General features: G+C 48.8%; 16 protein-coding genes. 6 read left to right on the forward strand and 10 right to left on the reverse strand.

What is annotated here, in order from left to right:
* Positions 1–141: 141 nt before the first annotated feature.
* Positions 142–2,343 carry a S46 family peptidase gene (locus tag JYB87_RS15785; RefSeq protein WP_207354403.1) on the reverse strand — a complete coding sequence of 734 codons (2,202 nt, stop codon included), beginning with the start codon at positions 2,341–2,343 and terminating at the stop codon, positions 142–144.
* A gap of 125 nt (positions 2,344–2,468) precedes the next feature.
* Between JYB87_RS15785 and dnaB the strand changes: the two genes are divergently transcribed.
* On the forward strand, positions 2,469–3,875 hold the full coding sequence (dnaB, locus tag JYB87_RS15790) for a replicative DNA helicase (protein WP_207354404.1): 1,407 nt from the start codon (positions 2,469–2,471) through the stop codon (positions 3,873–3,875).
* A 58-nt stretch (positions 3,876–3,933) separates the two neighbouring features.
* Complete coding sequence (alr, locus tag JYB87_RS15795) at positions 3,934–5,010, forward strand: alanine racemase (protein WP_207354405.1); 1,077 nt, start codon at positions 3,934–3,936, stop codon at positions 5,008–5,010.
* A 53-nt stretch (positions 5,011–5,063) separates the two neighbouring features.
* On the opposite strand, the gene JYB87_RS15800 is transcribed toward alr, so the two are convergent.
* Positions 5,064–5,528, reverse strand: a complete 465-nt coding sequence (locus tag JYB87_RS15800) for a chemotaxis protein CheX (protein WP_207354406.1) — start codon at positions 5,526–5,528, stop codon at positions 5,064–5,066.
* A gap of 435 nt (positions 5,529–5,963) precedes the next feature.
* A complete protein-coding gene (locus JYB87_RS15805; protein WP_207354407.1) occupies positions 5,964–6,128 on the reverse strand; it encodes a hypothetical protein in 165 nt (54 codons plus the stop codon).
* 1,100 nt (positions 6,129–7,228) lie between these two features.
* Between JYB87_RS15805 and JYB87_RS15810 the strand changes: the two genes are divergently transcribed.
* The gene (locus JYB87_RS15810) at positions 7,229–9,625 is read left to right on the forward strand and encodes a TonB-dependent receptor plug domain-containing protein (RefSeq protein WP_207354408.1); all 2,397 of its coding nucleotides are present in this window, start codon (positions 7,229–7,231) and stop codon (positions 9,623–9,625) included.
* Positions 9,626–9,716: 91 nt separating this feature from the next.
* On the forward strand, positions 9,717–10,184 hold the full coding sequence (locus tag JYB87_RS15815) for a YhcH/YjgK/YiaL family protein (RefSeq protein ID WP_207354409.1): 468 nt from the start codon (positions 9,717–9,719) through the stop codon (positions 10,182–10,184).
* Between the two features lie 21 nt (positions 10,185–10,205).
* Here JYB87_RS15815 and JYB87_RS15820 read toward each other — a convergent pair whose 3' ends face one another.
* The 3 genes from JYB87_RS15820 to JYB87_RS15830 form a co-directional block, all read right to left on the reverse strand.
* The gene (locus JYB87_RS15820) at positions 10,206–10,400 is read right to left on the reverse strand and encodes a hypothetical protein (protein WP_207354410.1); all 195 of its coding nucleotides are present in this window, start codon (positions 10,398–10,400) and stop codon (positions 10,206–10,208) included.
* 174 nt (positions 10,401–10,574) lie between these two features.
* Complete coding sequence (rhlP, locus tag JYB87_RS15825; protein ID WP_207354411.1) at positions 10,575–11,396, reverse strand: rhombotarget lipoprotein; 822 nt, start codon at positions 11,394–11,396, stop codon at positions 10,575–10,577.
* A gap of 94 nt (positions 11,397–11,490) precedes the next feature.
* Positions 11,491–13,380, reverse strand: a complete 1,890-nt coding sequence (locus JYB87_RS15830) for a cation:proton antiporter domain-containing protein (RefSeq protein ID WP_207354412.1) — start codon at positions 13,378–13,380, stop codon at positions 11,491–11,493.
* A 315-nt stretch (positions 13,381–13,695) separates the two neighbouring features.
* Between JYB87_RS15830 and JYB87_RS15835 the strand changes: the two genes are divergently transcribed.
* A complete protein-coding gene (locus tag JYB87_RS15835) occupies positions 13,696–14,295 on the forward strand; it encodes an NAD(P)H-dependent oxidoreductase (RefSeq protein WP_207354413.1) in 600 nt (199 codons plus the stop codon).
* 68 nt (positions 14,296–14,363) lie between these two features.
* Here JYB87_RS15835 and JYB87_RS15840 read toward each other — a convergent pair whose 3' ends face one another.
* The 4 genes from JYB87_RS15840 to JYB87_RS15855 all read right to left on the reverse strand — a co-directional run bounded on the left by JYB87_RS15840 (position 14,364) and on the right by JYB87_RS15855 (position 18,339).
* Complete coding sequence (locus JYB87_RS15840; RefSeq protein WP_228729890.1) at positions 14,364–14,933, reverse strand: PepSY-associated TM helix domain-containing protein; 570 nt, start codon at positions 14,931–14,933, stop codon at positions 14,364–14,366.
* Entirely contained in the window at positions 14,926–15,387 is a 462-nt protein-coding gene (locus JYB87_RS15845) for a DUF4920 domain-containing protein (protein ID WP_207354414.1), read from the reverse strand. The genes JYB87_RS15840 and JYB87_RS15845 overlap by 8 nt, the downstream gene beginning before the upstream one ends.
* 312 nt (positions 15,388–15,699) lie before the next feature.
* On the reverse strand, positions 15,700–17,424 hold the full coding sequence (gene poxB / locus JYB87_RS15850; RefSeq protein WP_207354415.1) for a ubiquinone-dependent pyruvate dehydrogenase: 1,725 nt from the start codon (positions 17,422–17,424) through the stop codon (positions 15,700–15,702).
* A gap of 261 nt (positions 17,425–17,685) precedes the next feature.
* Positions 17,686–18,339: a YitT family protein gene (locus tag JYB87_RS15855; protein ID WP_228729891.1), complete on the reverse strand. Its 654-nt coding sequence runs from the start codon at positions 18,337–18,339 to the stop codon at positions 17,686–17,688.
* A gap of 483 nt (positions 18,340–18,822) precedes the next feature.
* Between JYB87_RS15855 and JYB87_RS15860 the strand changes: the two genes are divergently transcribed.
* Complete coding sequence (locus JYB87_RS15860; protein ID WP_207354416.1) at positions 18,823–20,346, forward strand: alkaline phosphatase; 1,524 nt, start codon at positions 18,823–18,825, stop codon at positions 20,344–20,346.
* Positions 20,347–20,363 lie beyond the last annotated feature (17 nt).

Below are 20,363 nucleotides of genomic sequence, written 5' to 3' on the forward strand. Positions count from 1 at the left end.
TACGTAAGAAAGTATTTCAGTAACACCTAATGTGACAATCTTGTTTTTAATATGTTTATATTTAGATATTAATTAGTTAACAACAAAAAGACCCTGAGTTATTCAGGGTCTCTTAGGGCATTTAATGTAACAAAACTGTGCTTAATTGCTGTAGTTAACGCTGAGCTCTTGCTGCAGGTTATCGGCGTGATCGACTTCATCCATCATCCACAGGATGTAACGAATATCGACATGCACTGCACGGGTGATTGAGGTGTTGAAGAACCAGTCTTTGGTAATGGCTTCGTAGGTGGAATCAAAGTTCAAACCCACTAACTCGCCTTTGCCGTTAAACACTGGTGAACCTGAGTTACCGCCGGTGGTATCAACACTCGATAGAAAGTCGACCGGCACTGAGTTGAACTGCTCGGGTGCGGCATCACAAGAGACTAACCGACATAACCAAGAACGATCATCTTGGTAAACACTCTTCACCATATGCTTGCCAAAGCGACGTTCTTTAATGGCATCTAACAGTTTTTGCGGTGAGTTGTACGGTGCTACGCCGGTATTCTTCTCCAAAATCCCTTCTACGCGAGTAAACGGTTGTTTGTACACCGCATCACGCGATTGATAGCCGTCCACTTTGCCGTAGCTGATCCGCAGCGTGCCGTTGGCATCTGGGTAAACGGGCTTACCTTGCGCCTTGTTGTATGCAATGATCGCCGCCATGTAAGCTGGGCGCGCAACCGACAGTTCACCGGCCAGATATTTATGTTGCTGCTCTAACTGCATATTGGTGTCATACAGTTTTACCGCGAGCTGAATAAACGGATCGCTGGATTGTTCAAACGCAGCTGGCGTTTTTTCCATCCATGCGAGGCGCTTAGCTTGGTCGGTGAGTTCTGAGGCTTGATACAGCGCATCGACCAGCTCAGGTAAGTTTTGCGTTTTTTGCGCGGCCAACCAGCTATCAAATGCGGCAATGCGCGCATCTTGATTGATATAACTGGTCAAATCCATCAGCCACAATTTTTTATCAACGCTCGGCGCAAATGAAGAGTCGATACGCTTTAGCCTTGAGGCAAACATATCCAGATCGCGCTGCTGATATCCCGGCTCACGCTCGGCATCGGGCTTTTGCTGCTCTTTTGCTAACCGGTATAAACGAATTGCAGTATCTAATAGCGTTGAAGAGCTGACGTTATCAAAGAAGAATTCTTGCTGATAGGCGTGTTGTTGCTGGCTCAGCAGTTGCTCCAATGCCTCAATTTGCGCCAATGTGTCACTGTTTTTCTGCTGTTTTAACCAATCAATAAAGGCAGTTTGCTGCTGCTCACGAATGCCTAGAATGTCGGTTTTATGGAAGCCATCCAGCAGACCGTTCAGTTTTTTCATGCGGTTCGCCATGCTGGCCATGGTGCCGGCGTAACGGATCTCAATCGCTTTATCGGCGTTGCCCATCTCAGTGATGGTGTCGATACGCGCTTGATAACGTTTAGCTTGCTGCGGATATTCCCATTCGCTGGCAAACTTCAATTCAGACGGCAATTTGTAACGGCTGGTGCGACCTGGGTAGCCCGCCACAAATACGCCATCGCCGGCCTTCACGCCACTGCCATTGATCTTCAAAAAGCTCTTTGGCTGATAGGGCACGTTGTCTTTGTTATATGACGCAGGCTGACCATCTTTGCCTACGTAAGCACGCAAGAAGGAGAAGTCACCGCTGTGACGCGGAAACTCGTAGTTATCAATATCACCACCAAAGGCACCGATACTTTCTGCTGGCGCATACACTAAGCGCACGTCGCGAATGATCAGCTGTTTAATCAGGTAATATTCCAAGCCATCGTGAAAGCTACGCACATTACACCGGTAGTTGTCAGAACTTTCACATTGCTTCACCAGCGCTTTACTGCGATCTTCAATGGCTTGGTAACGCGCTAATGCTGCATCTGGTAGGTCTGTCGTCACAGTTTGAGTGACGTCTTTCACCTCTTCAGTGACGTACAAACGCTCATTAGGGCCTGCTGATGGTTCGGCATCCATTGTGCGCGCCAGAAAGCCCTCGTTCATGTAATCATGGTCTTCACTGGAGTTATACTGAATCGCCCGAAACGCACAGTGATGATTAGTGACCACCAGCCCTTTTGGCGAAACAAAACTGGCTGTACAATAGCCCAAACCAACAACGGCATTCATTGGATATTGACTAAGATCCGCCAGTTGTTCTGCGGGAATTGAGATGCCGCTTTCCTTTAGCTTATCGGCGATTGAGGGCATTTGGTAAGGTTGCCATTGACCTTCATCTGCAACAACTGCATAAGATGAAAGCGCCAAGGCGACAGCCAGAGCGATACGCATGAGTAATCCTTTTTGTGAATTTGTGCGCACAACATCAAGTGCGCCCAACAACTCAGTTGCTGGTAATTAAATAGTCGCCGAATTTATAACACGTTTTAGCCATCGATTGGAGATTCGAAATCGCTATGCCACAGCCTGCTGCTTTCAGCTCACGTGACAAACGCAAAGACGCACAAACAGAAGCGTTGAAATTACCGCCTCACTCCATAGAAGCAGAGCAATCTGTGTTGGGGGGCTTAATGCTGGATGCCGAAGCTTGGGACAAAGTGGCCGAATTGGTGGTGCGTGAAGATTTTTATTCTCGCGCCCACAAGCTGATTTTTACCGCCATGCAAAGTTTGACCGAACGCGGTCAACCAATCGATTTGATTACGGTTTCTGAGCAACTTGAGCTAACCGATGAGCTTGAAGATGCCGGTGGCTTTGCCTATCTCGGCGAAATTGCCAAAAACACCCCAAGCGCGGGCAATATTCTGTCCTACTCCGCCATTGTGCGTGAACGCGCTGTGGTGCGCGAGATGATCCGTGTTGCCCACGAAATTGCCGATGCGGGTTACAACCCTGAAGGACGTGACTCCAGCGCCCTGCTCGATCTCGCTGAAAGCAAAGTCTTTAAAATTGCTGAGCAACGCGCCAATGCCAACGAAGGTCCAGAGGGGATCAAATCGATTCTGGAAAAAACCGTCGACAAGATTGAGCAGTTGTATAACAACCCGCACAACGGGGTGACAGGGGTGTCTTCTGGCTTTGGCGATCTCGACAAAATGACCGCTGGCTTCCAATCCGGTGACTTGGTGATTGTCGCGGCGCGTCCATCGATGGGTAAAACCACCTTTGCGATGAACCTGTGTGAAAACGCTGCGTTAAGTGAAGATAAACCGGTACTGATCTTCAGCTTAGAGATGCCGTCCGAACAGATCATGATGCGTATGCTCGCGTCTGTCGGCCGCGTTGACCAAACTCGTATTCGTACTGGTCAGCTAGATGATGACGATTGGGCGCGAGTGTCCTCCACCATGGGCTTGATGCTCGAAAAAGGCAAAATGTATATCGACGACAGCTCAGGGTTAACGCCCACTGAAGTGCGCAGCCGTGCCCGTCGTATTGCCCGCGAACACGGTGGCTTATCGATGATCATGGTCGACTACTTGCAGTTGATGCAAGTACCCGCGTTGGCCGACAACCGTACGCTAGAAATTGCCGAAATCTCGCGCTCACTAAAAGCGTTAGCCAAAGAACTCGAAATTCCGGTGATCGCGCTGTCACAGTTGAACCGCTCGCTCGAACAACGAGCCGATAAGCGCCCAGTGAACTCGGATCTTCGTGAATCAGGCTCTATCGAGCAGGACGCGGATTTGATTATGTTTATTTACCGTGATGAGGTTTATCACGATGACTCTCCAGATAAAGGCACTGCCGAAATCATTATTGGTAAACAGCGTAACGGCCCCATTGGGCGGGTGCGTTTGACCTTCCAAGGTAAATTCTCACGCTTTGACAATTATGCTGGCCCTCAGTTTGAAGAAGACTAGCATTGAGAAATTCGAGCACAGCAACGCTGTGCTCATCAGTATGTAACGAAGGTATAACGTGAAACCTTTTCCTCGAGCAGAAATCAGTCGTCAGGCACTGCAGCACAACCTGATGCGTCTTCGTGAAGTTGCTCCCCACAGTAAAATCATGGCTGTTGTAAAAGCGAATGGATATGGACATGGGCTGTTGAATGTAGCCGAGTGTGTCAGTGATGCTGACGGCTTTGGCCTTGCGCGACTGGAAGAAGCTCTGCAACTTCGCCAAGGCGGAGTTACTGCCAAGCTATTGCTATTAGAAGGTTTTTTTCGTGCAGAAGACTTGCCACTGCTGGTAGAACATCAGATCGATACCGTGGTACACCATGCATCGCAGATCGAGATGCTGGAACAAGCGAATCTGACAAAGCCGGTGACCGTCTGGTTGAAGATCGACAGCGGTATGCACCGGTTAGGGTTTTCACCGGCGCAGTTTGCTGATGTTTATGCACGACTCAACCGCTGCGCGAATGTGGCCAAACCGATTAACTTTATGAGCCACTTTGCCCGCGCCGATGAACCCGAGCAACCGCACACGCTGCAGCAATTGAGTATTTTTGATCGTTTAGTGCGAGAGCTTCCCGGCGAGCGTACTTTGGCTAACTCAGCAGGCGTGTTGTTTTGGCCAGAGAGTCAAAAAGAGTGGGTTCGCCCAGGCATTGCGCTCTACGGTGTATCACCGGTTCACGGCGACAATGGCCCAAAACACGACTTGATCCCCGCGATGACACTGGTGTCTCAGTTGATTGCTGTGCGAGACCATCAAGCAGGTGACCCTGTGGGTTACGGCGGTTATTGGACGGCCCCCGCCAACACCAAACTAGGTGTTGTCGCGATTGGCTATGGCGATGGCTATCCTCGCAATGCGCCAGAAGGTACGCCGGTGTTTATAAATGGCCGCCAAGTGCCGATTGTTGGTCGGGTATCAATGGATATGTTGACCGTAGATTTAGGTGAGGATGCCACAGATAAAGTGGGAGACAGCGCAGTCTTGTGGGGGCCGCAACTGCCAGTAGAAGAAGTGGCCGAAAAGATTGGCACTATATCCTACGAGCTGGTGACTAAACTAACGCCGCGCGTGGCGGTTTGTTTAGAGTAATAGAGTTTTTTTCTTGAAATAAGACGTAGCGCTTTGTTGTGCAACGCAAAGCGTTACTCTTCAAAACATATTTCGATAAACGCGGTGCCATAAGGCGAAGTAAACGGCATGATAATTTTTTTGCCATTCGCTTTATGAGAAATCGTATGATTAAGCCCACAGACTACTGCGGGTGTGGCCATGTCAAAGTCATAACCCTTTTCCGCCAACAGTTTCTTGGCGCCGCCAGTGACCATATTGGTCAGTTCCCCCACCAGATCAGACACTTCCTCATTCAGCTTGCCTGGGTTTTCACCGAGCATATTTTGCATAATTTCGAGAATCAATCCCTGTTCAAAAGTGATCGACAGTGAGCCGCGAGTCTGCGGACTGATCATACCAATCACCCCTGAAATGTCGCCTTTGGCAAGGTTATCAGCTTTAAGTTTGGGCTTACCCGGTGTCAGTTTGAGATTAGCCATTGTCGAGGTGACATTGAGTAGCGCGATAAGAAAAGGATTAATAAATTCAACATTCATAGTTCGCTGCGCCTCACATCTTTGCGGCCAAAAATTCATTCGCGAGGTACAAGCTTAGATCAGCTCAGCGCAACTTGAGAGTGAATAACCAAGATTTTTCCGCAAAGCCTACGAAAACGTCAGCAACAACCAAAGAGTGGCTTATCGCCAGTGGAATTATCTAGCTAAGACAACAAATCAATTGATTGATTTTTGTATATTTAATTAATTTTAGTGTTAAACAAAGATGGGATAGTGAGATGAAATCTATAGCGTGATGGGGAGTGTAAAATTGGCCCCTGATCGGGGATAGCATCGGAATCTCAGACAGGAAAGACCTGAAAGGAATGGATTATTTGCTGTTCTTTTTCGCCGCTTGTTTACGGGTGTTTTGCAGATACAGGTGATAGTAGTTTTGCATACCGTAGACCATATTGTTTCTCCTTAAGGGTTCAGTTAGCACACTGCAACGTTGTTGGTTGCGAATGCTGGTGCTTTGTTTGATTGCGCACTTTTCGCAGCAGTTGTGTCCACTTTAGCGACTGTCGCTTGTGCTTTCACAGTTTTACGATTAGGGCGCTCGTAGTACATGTAATAGAAGTTTTGCGCTCCGTATACCATGTTGTTTCTCCTTTTGTGTAAGTTAATTACTTTCGATGGTGTAATTATAGGCATCAGCGTGCGCTATCGCAACATTTTTGTGTAAAAAAATTACAAAAACAAATGTGCACACATAAGCATATGATTTACATCGTAATAAATACATATTACAGCATGAGCAGATGTGCCATACACCTTGAATTCTATGTTTTAAAATTACATAAATCGTCATTATCAGTGAAAAATCGTCATTTTTTGTAATTGTGTTACATATTAAATCATTTGCCATGACAGTCACTGCTGCGCTACACGTCAACAAGATCTCACCCACAGTGACAGGCTCCCCTGCCAAATCAAAAGGTGCAGCGTTGATCGCGAATGCGCAAACGAATCACGCTAAAAAGGTCAACAGTAGACCGCCAACGGCCGCGAGCAACCAAGCAAGGCGTGAATGTGGACTGTGGGTGCACAGATCGTTCAAATACAAGGCGCAGCCTGCGGCGAAGGCTTGTTGGCACCGCCCTAAGTCAGAGGCAGCCAGTATGTAATGGGACGAGATGAGTTTGGATAAAGCAACAAGGTAAACAGCAAGCGCAATCGGAAGGTATACAACGTGAGCAAATAAATACCATTCGCGTAATAAATTAAAAATCTGATGAAATATTAAACAGCACGGTCACTTGTGGGGGGAAAACCTCAAACATCAGTATTCAATTAATTAATCGACCAATTTAATTAGCCACATCTAAATAACAACTCGCGCACAAAAATGTTAATATTTAATATTATTTGTTAACAATCTGATAATGAGTTTATAAGTTTTTCAATCTAAATTGTTTTATTTACAAAACACAGTTTAAATCGCGCAACCCCCAAAAAACGGCTGTTTTTTAGTCAAACATAGCGATCGCGCAATTTATCAACAACAATAATATCAATATTTAAAATAGCTGCTTAATTACTGACGATATATTAATGAATTGGCAAGCACGCAATTATGATTATTAAATTTTGAGTAGTTCTGTTTTGATTTCATTATTGCTTTCAAAAAAAATTTACACTAGCTTGATAGCTCATAACAATAACTCCAAAATCACAACATAATTACAACAGAGGATTATATGAGACTATCTATCATTTCGCTTGCTGTCGTCAGTCAGCTTGCGGCAATTGCGAGTGTGTCGGCAGCTGATGATGCCAAGATTGAGAAGATTTCAGTTGTAGGCTCTCGTTTAGCCGTGCGGACAGCGACCGATACCCCAGTACCGGTAGACATTATTACCGCCGAACAGCTCGAAGCCACCGGTTTGACCGAAACAGCCAAGGCGCTGCAATCAGCCGCACCAAGCTACAGCTTTCCTTTTTCTGCAGTGACCGACGGCTCTGACGCGGTTCGCCCAGCCAGTTTACGCGGGATGTCCCCCGATCACGCGTTGGTATTGGTCAACGGCAAGCGCTATCACGGTTCAGCGTTGGTGCATTTGAACGGTACCGCCAGTAAAGGTTCGTCCAACGTTGACTTGAACACCATTCCAATGACCGCTATTAAACGTATTGAAATCCTGCGTGATGGTGCCTCCGCACAATACGGTTCTGACGCGATTGCGGGCGTGATCAACGTGGTGCTAAAAGATGCTGACGATGGTGGTTTGGTTAATGCACAGACAGGCCAAACCTATATGGGCGATGGCGAACAATGGCGTGTTGGGGTAAACAAAGGACTGCAAACCAATGAAGATGGTTTCGTCAACATCTCGATGGAAGCGCAACACAAAAACAGCACCAACCGCGCGGGTAACGACCCACGTCAACAATATGCTGCACTGGCCGATGGTAGCCCAGATCCACGCGAAGACAGCTTTGATAGAAAGAATCACCAGGTGGGCGACGGTACTTACGATAACTTGGGCATCTTTGTTAACGCCGGTCAAAGCTTCTCGGATAAAAGCAAACTGTATGCCTTTGGCGGCTTCAGTCATCGCGAAAACGAATCTGGCGCCTTCTATCGCCGTTCATTGGATGCGCGTAACTTAACCGCTATCTATGAAGATGGCTTCCTGCCAAAAATCGCTCCGAAACTGACCGACTACACTGCAGTGGTGGGCTACAAATTTAATCCGCTGGAGTGGGACGTTGATGTCTCAGCCGGTTACGGTAAAAACGAATTTGAATATCACGTCAACAACAGCTTGAACGTGTCTTACGGCGATGCCAGTCCAACCAGCTTCTACGCCGGTACCCTGTCAACTGATGAGCTCGACTTCACCATTGACGCATCACGTTATATTCCGTTCTACAACAGTTCAGATTTGATGCTGGCACTAGGCGCTTTGTGGCGTGAAAACAGCTATAAGATTGAAGCTGGTGAAGAAGCCTCCTACGCCAATGGCGGCTTTGGTGGCGCAACCGGTAGCCAAGGTTTCACAGGTTTTACCCCAGAGTCTCAAGTGGATGAAAGCCGTCATAACACTGGCGTTTACGCTGAAGTTGAAAACCAACTGACGCAAGATTTCTACTGGGCTGCTGCGGCACGTTATGAGTACTACTCTGACTTTGGTAGCAACACTAGCTGGAAGTTAGCTACACGCTATGAACTGTCGGATCGCTTTGCGGTACGTGCTACTGCGAACACCGGCTTCCGCGCCCCAAGCGTACAACAGCTGTACTTCTCTAACATCTCTACCCTGTTCTCTAACGACCCAGTGACCGGCCAACCTGTACCAACAGAATCAGGTACCTTCAACAGTCTGTCAGATGTGGCCCATGCGTTGGGGATCAGCGAGCTGAAACCTGAGAAATCACAATCGATCAGCGGTGGCTTGGTGTTCACTGGCGATGATGGTTTGAGCATCACTCTGGATGCGTACCAAATCGATGTGGATGACCGTATCGTCCTGTCGAGCTCAGTGCGTCCAGACCAATCAGAAGCTGTTGCAGCTGCGCTTGCAACCACCAACGCCCAATCTGCGCGCTTCTTCCTGAACGCGGTAGATACCCGTACACGTGGGGTGGATTTTGTCGCCAGCAAAGGCTTCTCATTGGGCAGCTATGGCGACTTGAACACCAGCTTGGCATACTCATACAGCATCACCGATATTCAAAGCATTCATTTGCCAAACACCTTCGGCGACTTAGACCCAGCGTCACTGTTTGATAACGTTGAGCAAGTGCGAATGACCCGTGCGACACCACGTAACAAGGGGAATTTGAACTTCAGCCATCATTATGGTGATTTCAAAACCAACCTGCGCTTCAACTACTTCGGCGAATACATGATTGCCTATTCAAACGGTGAAGAAGCCGTTTATGGCGATAAGATCACCACCGATTTGTCGGTTGCCTATAGCGCGACAGATAATCTGACGGTGACTTTGGGTGGCCAAAACTTGTTTGATGTTTATCCAGACAAAGCGCCTAGCACGCAGCAGTTCAACGGTATTTTTAAATACCCAATCACCAACGCGCCATTTGGCATCAACGGTGGTTACTACTACTTAGATCTGCGTTACACCTTCTAATCAGGGTTAACGCATTAAGAGGCCAGCAAAGTTGCTGGCCTCTTTGTTTATTGGCGATATACTTGGGCAGCCTTTTTACACGGAGTTCACCATGATCCTTGATACCCTTGCCAACCGTCATCTGTACAGCAATCTGCATCCACGTTTAAAACTGGCACTGGAATTTGTTGCCACCACCGACTTTAGCCAATTGAGCAAAGGCGTGCACAAAATTGATGGCGATAAGCTGCTGGCCATTATCAATGAATATGAAACCAAGCCGCAGGATCAAGAGATGTTTGAAGTACATCGCCGCTATGCCGATGTGCAGTATGTGATTAGCGGACACGAAGAGTTTGGCTATTTACCATTCAACGGCCAAGATGCGGATATTCCCTACAATAGCGAACGTGACTTTGCCAAGTTTGACTATCAAAAGCACCAACAACACGCTGGTTTTATGCCGTTAAATCCGGGCGTATTTGCGGTGTTTTTCCCTGGCGATATGCACATGGCTGCCACCCTTGATACCCCAGTGGCAGTGCGTAAAGTTGTGATGAAAGTGCAGTTGGAAGACTAACGTTTAGCGCATAGGCCAAGCTTAGTCTTGCTGATCCTCAGCGGAGTGATGCTTGGCCCATTCATTATGAAATAGCGCGGCGCAGATCATCGCCACAAACACCAACAACATACAGATACTGCGCGCCAGTATACTGTCATCTCGTAACAGAAAAGATAATGACGGCGAGATGACTGCCGCAGCAATCAGATAAATACGATTAATTCGTGGATCCATGAAGCACCCGCTGCTGAGCAAGCCAAGAATTATTCAGTCTATCGGCTGAGCATCAAAAAGCCTGCGATCTACCACTCACTTTAGTGAATGCTGTACGGTATTTCACAGGCTGTTCGTTGGCTGAAGCTATGCGGATTGAGGCTAGGGTTAGACCAGCTGCGCCCCTAAGCAGCGTTAGCCTCTTGCGCGCCGCCACCGAAGCAGTGGCAGCAGTAACAACGCTAAAATCCCTAATGCACCGCCGCTGTAGCCAGCACGATTTTCGACCTTGGCCACATGCTCTTCTTTCACCCGCGTTTTAAAACGGCCCAGCTCAGCATCAAGGTTGGTAATCATATCGTTCACCGCTAACTGGTAACCTTTGCGCGATTGATTGTTGATGGTGACATCTACCCCAATCGCCGTGCTACTTTCTTTCAGTTGGCTGACGCCCGGGGCACGGAACAACATTTTGTGCGTCGCCAGATCAAATACCGCGGTATCAACAAAGGTCTGCACACTGTTTTGATTGCCCGGTACTGTGTACAAGCCAACGATGGTCCAGTACAGCAAAGCTGACTTGCGCTCTAGCGATTGCTGCAGCTGGTCATAACTCACTAAGGCCATGATATCAACATCAAACATGCGCCCAACCTGGTCCAGCGTATCAAAACCGTTAGCCCCTTTAAGGTAAGTACTGGGGATTAACTCGATGTGGCCAATGTAGTCATACTGCACGAACGCCGCCTTAACTTGCTCCAGCAGCTTCATCTGCTCGGCAACACTCACACCCTCTTGGCGCCATGCTTGTGGTGGCACAAAGGCAATCCCAACGCGTACCGGTAACTTTAACAGCGGCACGGCCGGCGTTAACGCTGGGCGCGGGGCATCTTTGGGATAGAGAAAGTCCACCAGACTACTGGAAACGGTGTGATTACCACTGTGATGGCTCACCAACTGACTACAGGCACTCAAACACAACACCATCAAAAAGCACAGCAATGTACGTACATTCATAACAGCGTCCTAGCAATGATTGTGGCCTAACTATAGCAATGGCAACGCGATGACAGCCAACCAAATCTAACGATTACAACGGAGTTTTCAGCCCTCATTCAGCTGTCGATTTTTGTGGCTGGTCAACGCCATCACGCAGGCGTCTTAACTTGGCTTCCATAGAGGGCGCATAGGTCTGTTGAAATTCAAACACCCGCTCTACGTAAGCGTCGTTTTCATGTACCGGCACACCGATACGATACACATCGGCCACCTCAATCATGTTCTGCCGATCATAGTCGTTAAACACCTCTTTCATCTCTTCAGCCGCCGCTTTGGAAATGCCCAAAGCTTCAAACGCCGATCGCCCCATGCGCAAACTACTGTCAAACGTTTCACGAATAATATCGCGGCAACCATAGGCATACAGATCGTAAACATGGTGGCGATCAACCGCACGGGCGATCACATGCACCTGCGGATAAGCTTTGGTCACATGCTGCACCAGCTTAGAGATCTGCTCTTTTTCATCCAATGCAACCACCAAGAGTTTGGCGTCATTAATGCCTGCCGAATGCAGCAACGACGGCTGAGTAGCATCACCGAAGTAGGTAGTCACTTTAAAACGTTCCAATGCTTCGAGGCGCTCATGGCTGTAATCAATTACCGTGGTGGCAAACCCCGCGCTACGCAGCATACGGTCAACGATGCCACCCACACGCCCAGAACCAGCGATGATGATTTTGGCATCGGAGGCTGGAATATCATCCGCCTTGTTAGACACTTTGGCGCTGCAGCGTTTAAGAATGACTTTTTCATAAAAGATAAACATCAGCGGCGACAGTAGCATCGACATCGCCACCACCAGCATCAAAATATCCGCTAATGACTGCGACAGCACATGATTGGCCACCGTGAATGACAACAGCACAAAGGCAAATTCCCCGACCTGAGAGACACCGAGCGCCAGCAGCCATTTGTTACTGCCTTGCACCTTAAAAATCGCCGCTAAGCCAAAGAGTACCGAGGCTTTGATTAAGTACAGCAGCAGGGTTAACCCAAGGATTAAGCCGAAGTCAGCAATCAATAGTGCAAAGTCGATGCGCGCACCGACAGTGATAAAAAACAGTCCTAACAACAAGCCTTTGACTGGATCAATATTGGCTTCTAACTCATGTTTATAGGCTGAGTTTGATAACACCAGACCCGCCAAAAATGTCCCCAATGCGGGCGATACCCCCACCAACGACATCAGCAGCGCCACCCCAACCACAAACATGAGTGCGGTTGCGGTAAACAGCTCTGACAAACGTGCCATCGCCACATAACGAAATATCGGCGCAGTCAGGTAGTTACCACCGCCGACCACCAGCAGAATCGCACAGATGGTGACTAACGCCGTTTGCCAGCTGCTAAGCCCAGCGACCAAGCTGATTTCGGTGGCTGCCGTACTGTGGCTCACCACCTCGCTGCTGCTGGCCACAGCACCACTGTCCAGCGCCAATAACGGCAACAACACCAACATGGGAATTACCGCAATATCTTGGGTAAGCAATACCGAAAATGAAGCGCGGCCACCATCGGAATGCATCAAGCCTTTTTCATTGAGGGTTTGTAGCACAATGGCGGTAGATGAGAGCGAGAACATTAACCCAATCGCGATTGCCACAGGCCACGATTGCCCCAGTGCCACAGCGATCGCGGCAATAATCGCGGCAGTGATTAAGATCTGGCCGCCACCCAACCCCATTAAGCGATATTTCATCGCCCACAACTGCTTTGGCTCCAGCTCTAACCCGACCAGAAACAGCATCATCACCACGCCAAATTCTGCCACATGTTGCACCGAACTCACGTTCACCCCCAGTAGCGACAACAACGGGCTAATGGCAATCCCTGCCAGCAGATAACCGAGCACGGAACCGAGCGAAAACCGCGATGCCAGTGGCGCAGCGACTACGCCAGCCACCAAAAATACGAAGGTGATGAGTAAAATATCGGTCATGAGTATCCTTTCAATGTTGCTGCGCTAGCGGCCACCAAGCGAAGGGGAACGGCCTTTGCGTTTCTGCGCTATCACCATAGCCTATGATCCTTTGCGCTTAATAGCACTCGCCATCGCATCGATTGCGCCAATTCCACCACAAGCATTGCCTAATCATCCATATATTTTGCCTGAACGGCCAAGCCGACTAGTCAGCGGCTGGCTTTTCATTCAAAATTCATTTTGAGATTTTATCGTTAATTCATCAACATAAACGTAAACCACTACTTGAGTAGTTGGTTTACATCATTCGCAATTTATCGCCAAGGTTCGCCCATGAAACAGCTTTTCTCGCTTCGACTCATCCTGCTACTGCTGCTAAGCATCTGCAGTTCCATCAGTGTATTTGCTGCCGATAAGCCCTACAAAGCCGCCGTAAGTACACTGGTCATTGTTTCTCATCCGTATCCTGAACGCTCGGTGATGACCAAAGGCATGCAGCAAGCTGCAGAAAGTGTCGAAGGCGTGACAGTACGCAATTTAGAAACCATTTATGGCTTTGATACCCGCGCGATTGATGCTGATAAAGAGCGTGAGCTCACACGCCAACATCAACGGATTGTGTTTATGTTCCCAACTCACTGGTTCAATATCACTCCGATGATGAAAGCCTATCTGAACGATGTGTGGGGCGGTGTGGGCCCGGGGTTGTGGCAAGGCAAAGAGATGTTGATTGTGACCACTGCCGCGGGCGATAGCTCTACCTATGGCGAACATGGCCGCATCGGCATCGACCTCGCCGATGTATTTTGGCCGATGAAAGCCAGTGCGATTCATGCTGGCATGACCTACCTGCCGCCGCTGGCGTTCCAAGGCGTTTCACGAAGCAAACTGCCGGAATACCAACAGGCACTGATAGAGCGATTACAGCAATAAGTCGAATGGGCGATGACACAGCCTCGGCTGCATTGAGCAAACGAGGCTGTTTTGTTTGGTGGTCTGCGCTACAAAAGCACAAACACAGTGGGCAACGCTATCCCAGCGATTAACAACAGCGACCGCTGCCGCCAAGGGCTGTGTTTACCTTTGACCATAAACAGTGCGGAAAGCGACAGGAACAGCAACATCGCCGCATAAAGATCGGAGAAGATCACCCACGCGCGATGGCCTTCATTGAGGTGCAGTTTGTTAAAAGCTCGCAGCAGATATCGCGGTTGAATGAACTCCAACTGCAGTTGATGACGCTCTACATCCAACACCATATTGCTGCCATCTTGCAGAAACAGTTTGAACTCAGTGGGCGAACTCCAATAACTGGTCTTAATCGGCAACTCGGTATCGGCCACAAGCAGCATCTGCTGCACGCGTTGTTCATCGCTCAACTGGCGCCACGGCTGCGCAGGTAGGGTTACAGTTTTCAGCTCAACCTGATAGTTGGGATTCCAATCATGAATATGGTTGACCGCAATCCCCGAGACCGCAAACACTATGGTCAGCCCAACGCAGAAGTAGCCAATGTCACGATGCAGCGCGCGATTGAGCTTGAACCAGCGAATGCCGCCCCGTTTAATCAAGAATCTTCACTCCGCTTGGGCGCAGCTGATAGATATCAATAGGCTGAGTCACACTGGCCACATCAAATGCTTTTCCTTGAGATTTGGCTTGCTCGGCTAAATAGTCGCGGCTTTTCTCTAAACTTAACGACACTTCAGCCAATTTACCGGTCACAATCGCTTCGCTACCACGGGCACTCAATGGAAAGACCATTTCGCCATCCGGCACCTTGATGTACAGCTCTTGGAATTGCTGATCTGATTTTACTGTCATCCAGCAGCCGCGTTTTTCGCACACATTGGTGACCACGCCTCTAATAGTCACCTGTTTGCCAACATAAGCTTTTGGGGTCGCTAAAATCGTGGAGACCTGAGTCAATGCTTGTTCATCAACCCCGCTACCAAAGGTTAACGGAGTGGCGTTCAGTGCGGCGCAACTACTGAGCAACAGTAAACCTAATAAATATTTTCCCATGTATGCAATTCCTTAGCGTTATCAGCGGCTCCGTAATAGCGGAGTCACTTATTGAATGTTAACCTCAACGTCGCTGGCGCCCTAGATAACGCAGCAGATAACGAGCGAGAGAGCACATAGTGCAATGAAAACCGCTCATTGGCCAATGCTCATCTTTTATCCAAGCAGCTGAATTTGCGGCGATGTGGTAATTTGTGATCCATCACGCAGGCAATAACTGCTCGCGCACCGATAAGGTGCAGAAATTTAACAAAAAAGCCGCTCTCTCAAGCGGCTTAGGTCAGTTGAATTGCATCACATCAAGGCGAGATGTTAGCGGAACCAGTTAGTTTTACTCAACTCAACCAGCTCATCGCCTCGGCCATTAATAATCGCCTTCATCATGTACAAGCTAAAGCCTTTGGCGTGTTCAAATTTGATTTGTGGTGGCATGGCCAGCTCTTGTTTAGCGGTATCCACTTCAATCACTACCGGGCCTGAAAAATCAAAGGCTTCACTCAACGCGCCGTCTAAACGTTCAGGTTTACTGACATGTATCCCACGAATTCCACAGGCTTCAGCAATGGCAGCAAAGCTCGGATTTTGCAGATCGGTGTCACTGGAAAGGTAGCCCGACGCTTTCATTTCCATCGCCACAAAGCCGAGCGAGCGGTTATTAAACACTACTATTTTGACTGGCAGATTGAGTTGCTTCAGCGACAGCAGATCGCCCATCAACATTGAGAAGCCGCCATCACCGCACATGGCCACAATTTGGCGTTTACGGTCAACGGCTTGCGCGCCCATCGCTTGGGACAACGCGTTGGCCATTGAGCCATGATTAAATGAGCCAATAAGACGGCGTTTACCGTTCATCTGCAGATACCGCGCCGCCCAAACGGTGGGTGTACCCACATCACAGGTAAATACGGCATCCTTGTCAGCTTTTTCACTGATCAAACGCGCCAGATACTGTGGGTGAATAAGGTTATGAGAGGTTTTGCCATCCGCTAAGGCATCCAAATCTTGGCGTGCATCATGATAGTTTTTCAAACATTGATCTAAGTGTGCTCGTGAACGGCCAGATTCGATCTGCGGCAGTAACTCTTTTAAGGTCGCGCCCACATCACCAAGCACGCCATAATCAATCTGCACATGACGCCCCAATGCAGCGGGGTTGTTGTCGACTTGCAGAATTTTGGCTTTTTCAGGATAGAAGGCACGATAGGGAAAGCTGGTGCCGAGCAGTAGCAAGGTATCGGCTTGACGCATGGCGTGATACCCCGAGGCAAAGCCAATCAAGCCAGTCATCCCCACATCGTACGGGTTGTCGTATTCCACATACTCTTTGCCGCGCAGCGCATGCACTATCGGTGCTTGCAGCTTAGCCGCTAACGCCACCACTTGGTCATGGGCATTGGCACAGCCCGCACCACATAAAATGGTGACATTGCTGCTGGCGTTAAGCTGATGGGCTAAGGTCTCGATATCCGAGGCGGCAGGTGTATAAACTGCGGCTGCGGGCAAACTCCATTTGGGCTTCACGCCTTCCGGCATAGGTTTAAGCGCGACATCGCCGGGCAACACAATCACTGCCACATCACGATGCAAAATGGCTTGGCGCATTGCAGTTTCTAACAGGTAAGGCATCTGCTCTGGGTTAGAGAGCAATTCACAAAAAACGCTGCACTCTTTAAACAGCTCTTGCGGATGGGTTTCTTGAAAGTAATTGGTGCCAATTTCGGCAGAGGGAATATGAGCAGCGATCGCCAACACGGGGACGCGGTTGCGGTGACAATCATACAAACCGTTGATCAGGTGCATATTGCCCGGGCCACATGAACCAGCACACACTGATAAACCACCTGAAATTTGGGCATCAGCCCCTGCCGCAAACGCTGCGGCCTCTTCATGACGAGTACCCATCCATTCGATGGTGCCTAACTTACGCAAACTATCACTGATGCCATTTAAGGAGTCACCAGTGACGCCCCACATCCGTTTCACACCCGCTTGGGTGAGGGTTTCTGCAATAAAATGTGCAACGCTCTGACTCATACAACATACTCCACTGTCCAGAGCCAATATATTCGGTTTTTTATTTCAATAATACCGAATATATCGACAATCAAAATACCTTTTAAATGCCTATTGCAAATTATCCTACTGCAGGATTTTGTGATCAATATCGACCTTAGACTTTAGTTAGCCAATGTTCTTATAAGTTAGATATTCTCGATTCTAAAAAGGAATAAAAAAGGCCATTCATATGAATGGCCTTCATAACTTTTAGGCATGAACCAAATAATATGGCGTACCTTAAGCGGTATATCGACCTGGTTTATGGTAGAAGGTCAGCACGATGTTGGTGATGACTGCACCGAGTACTGACAGTGCCAACATCCATGGCGAGATGATAAAGAAGGATGCCACCACGATGGCGGAGTCGAGCAACATCTGAATGTTACCCGCACGAATGTTAAAACGATCTTGCATATACAATGCGAAGATATTGAAACCTCCGAGACTCGATTTGTGGCGGAACAAAATCAACAAGCCACTGCCAAGCAACAACGCGCCCATGACTGAAGCATAAATCACGTTGATATAGTCAAAGTGCAGCACCATACCAAGCGCATCGGTCATTGCGCCCACAGCCACGATACACACAAAGGTTTTAATGGTGAAATCTTTGCCCATACGAGTCCATGCCAACCAGAAAAACGGCAGGTTTAGCAGCACAAATAACGTACCAAAACTCAAGCTACACAGATGGGTGAGTAACAGTGCGGCACCCGCGGTCCCCCCGGTTAACAACCCAGATTGACGTAAAAAGAACACACCTAGCGCCACAAAACAGCAGCCAACGAACAGCCCTGTGACATCTTCTACCAAAGAATGACCCGCTTTTTTTACCTTCTTAAGCTCGGTCTCCATGGCCACCTCTGCGTTTATTGTTTGTTCAGCCTTCATAGTTAATTACCAATATTTTGTGAATGGGGGAGCGATATTTTTTGTTTTTCTACCCATTAAATGCGCCATTTCACGCATATTAGTCAATCACCATTGTGTAAATAATTGCCGCTACAAACGGCCAAAACTGGAATCTTTAGTAAACACTTAACCATTTATGAGTAACCAAACTGGGGGGTAATTAGAAAAAAGTTCAATTGACAAGCCTAGTTGCGTAACATTTGTAACATCTGCACACTAACGCCAACGGATGTAAATAAATTGATACAGAGGTTATCAAGTTTATTTTCCGGTGTGGTTACACCCTACTCAGCGGCTCATCATCCACGCAGTGTTGTCTAAATAAATCGCTTTCCTTTAAAGTGACCGCGTTCACAAAATTTCACCTTTCGGCAACATTACTGTCACCTTGCGTCCCCACAATCTTCGCCAGCCGGTAGCACACGCCGGTAACTCCTACAGGAAAATAACGCGAGGAAAGCAATGAAAACCCTACCCCACGTTCTGGCTGCGCTGACTGCGGCTGTGGCGACCGCGTTGGTGAGTCAAACTGCCAATGCCGCTGTGTTACCCGATTATCAAACTCAAAGTGGCTGGTTCACCGCCGGTGCAGACGCCGTAGCCGCCAAAGTTGCCCAAGTGCGTAACACTGCTGGCGCCAAAAACGTCATCCTCTTCGTTGGCGATGGCATGGGCGTATCAACGCTGACCGCAGCACGTATTTATCAAGGTCAAGCCGCGGGCAATACCGGTGAAGAAAACCGCCTCAGCTTTGAAACCTTTCCCTATAGCGCATTGGCAAAAACCTATTCAGTTAACCAACAAACACCTGACTCAGCGCCAACCATGACGGCGATGATCACTGGGGTGAAAACCGAAGACGGTATGCTGTCTGTGTCAGCGGATTCGATTCGTGGCAACTGCTTGTCAAGCAAAGGCAACGAGCTGAAAACCACATTGGAACTGGCGGAAAATTTAGGTAAATCGACCGGTATCATCTCGACCGCGCGTTTGACTCATGCGACGCCAGCGGCAACGTACGCCCATTCGCCAGAACGTAACTGGGAAGCGGACAGCGACATGACTACAGAAGCCATCAACAACGGCTGTCACGACATTGCCTATCAGATGGTGATGGATGCCCCAGGTGATGGGTTAGAAGTCGCCCTTGGCGGTGGCCGTAGCTACTTCCTACCAAACACAGTGACCGATGGCGAAGGTTCACGTGGTCGTCGCGCTGACGGTAACGACCTGACGGCAAAGTGGAGCGAGAACTTCAGCAACGCTGCTTACGTGTGGAACCAAGAACAATTTGACGCCATCGATACAGCAAACGTTGATCACTTGCTGGGGCTGTTCCAAGGCTCTCACATGCAATATGAAGCCGATCGCGCGGATGACGTTGGCGGCGAGCCATCACTGGCTGAAATGACCAGCAAAGCTATCGACCTGCTGGCGAAGAACGATCAAGGTTATTTTCTAATGGTTGAAGGTGGCCGTATCGACCACGCCCATCACGCCGGTAACGCCTCTCGCGCCTTGCAAGACACGGTCGCTTTGTCTGATGCAGTACAAGCGGCCATGGACAAAGTCGACTTATCCGACACCCTAATCATAGTGACTGCAGACCACAGCCACACCTTCACTATTGCTGGCTACCCAGCGCGCGGTAACCCAATCCTTGGTTTGGTCCATGCCCCAGAAGATGAAGCAATCGCCGCTGCACCTACACGCGCTGGCGATGGCATGCCATACACCACTTTAGGTTATGCCAACGGCCCTGGCGCTAAAAACGGTGCCCGTGCGGATTTAACCGCGGTTGACACCACAGATGTGGAATTCCTGCAACAAGCTCAAGTGCCAATGAGCAGCGAAACCCACGCCGCTGAAGATGTTGCCATCTATGCCACTGGCCCAGGCGCGTATCTGTTCCAAGGTTCAGTAGAACAGAACGTTATTTTCCACGTGATCAACCAGGCTGCGGCACTGGGTGGCACCAAGTACTGATTTTTGAAGGACGCAAA

Origin of the sequence: Shewanella avicenniae (assembly GCF_017354945.1) — a bacterium.
GTDB classification, from domain to species: Bacteria; Pseudomonadota; Gammaproteobacteria; order Enterobacterales; family Shewanellaceae; genus Shewanella; species Shewanella avicenniae.

Coding starts and splice junctions, on each gene's coding strand:
- JYB87_RS15830 (WP_207354412.1), bottom strand. CDS start 13,380: ATGACCGATATTTTACTCATCACCTTCGTATTTTTGGTGGCTGGCGTA.
- JYB87_RS15820 (WP_207354410.1), bottom strand. CDS start 10,400: ATGGATCCACGAATTAATCGTATTTATCTGATTGCTGCGGCAGTCATC.
- poxB (WP_207354415.1), bottom strand. CDS start 17,424: ATGAGTCAGAGCGTTGCACATTTTATTGCAGAAACCCTCACCCAAGCG.
- JYB87_RS15785 (WP_207354403.1), bottom strand. CDS start 2,343: ATGCGTATCGCTCTGGCTGTCGCCTTGGCGCTTTCATCTTATGCAGTT.
- JYB87_RS15860 (WP_207354416.1), top strand. CDS start 18,823: ATGAAAACCCTACCCCACGTTCTGGCTGCGCTGACTGCGGCTGTGGCG.
- rhlP (WP_207354411.1), bottom strand. CDS start 11,396: ATGAATGTACGTACATTGCTGTGCTTTTTGATGGTGTTGTGTTTGAGT.
- dnaB (WP_207354404.1), top strand. CDS start 2,469: ATGCCACAGCCTGCTGCTTTCAGCTCACGTGACAAACGCAAAGACGCA.
- JYB87_RS15835 (WP_207354413.1), top strand. CDS start 13,696: ATGAAACAGCTTTTCTCGCTTCGACTCATCCTGCTACTGCTGCTAAGC.
- JYB87_RS15855 (WP_228729891.1), bottom strand. CDS start 18,339: ATGAAGGCTGAACAAACAATAAACGCAGAGGTGGCCATGGAGACCGAG.
- JYB87_RS15845 (WP_207354414.1), bottom strand. CDS start 15,387: ATGGGAAAATATTTATTAGGTTTACTGTTGCTCAGTAGTTGCGCCGCA.
- JYB87_RS15805 (WP_207354407.1), bottom strand. CDS start 6,128: ATGGTATACGGAGCGCAAAACTTCTATTACATGTACTACGAGCGCCCT.
- JYB87_RS15810 (WP_207354408.1), top strand. CDS start 7,229: ATGAGACTATCTATCATTTCGCTTGCTGTCGTCAGTCAGCTTGCGGCA.
- JYB87_RS15800 (WP_207354406.1), bottom strand. CDS start 5,528: ATGAATGTTGAATTTATTAATCCTTTTCTTATCGCGCTACTCAATGTC.
- JYB87_RS15815 (WP_207354409.1), top strand. CDS start 9,717: ATGATCCTTGATACCCTTGCCAACCGTCATCTGTACAGCAATCTGCAT.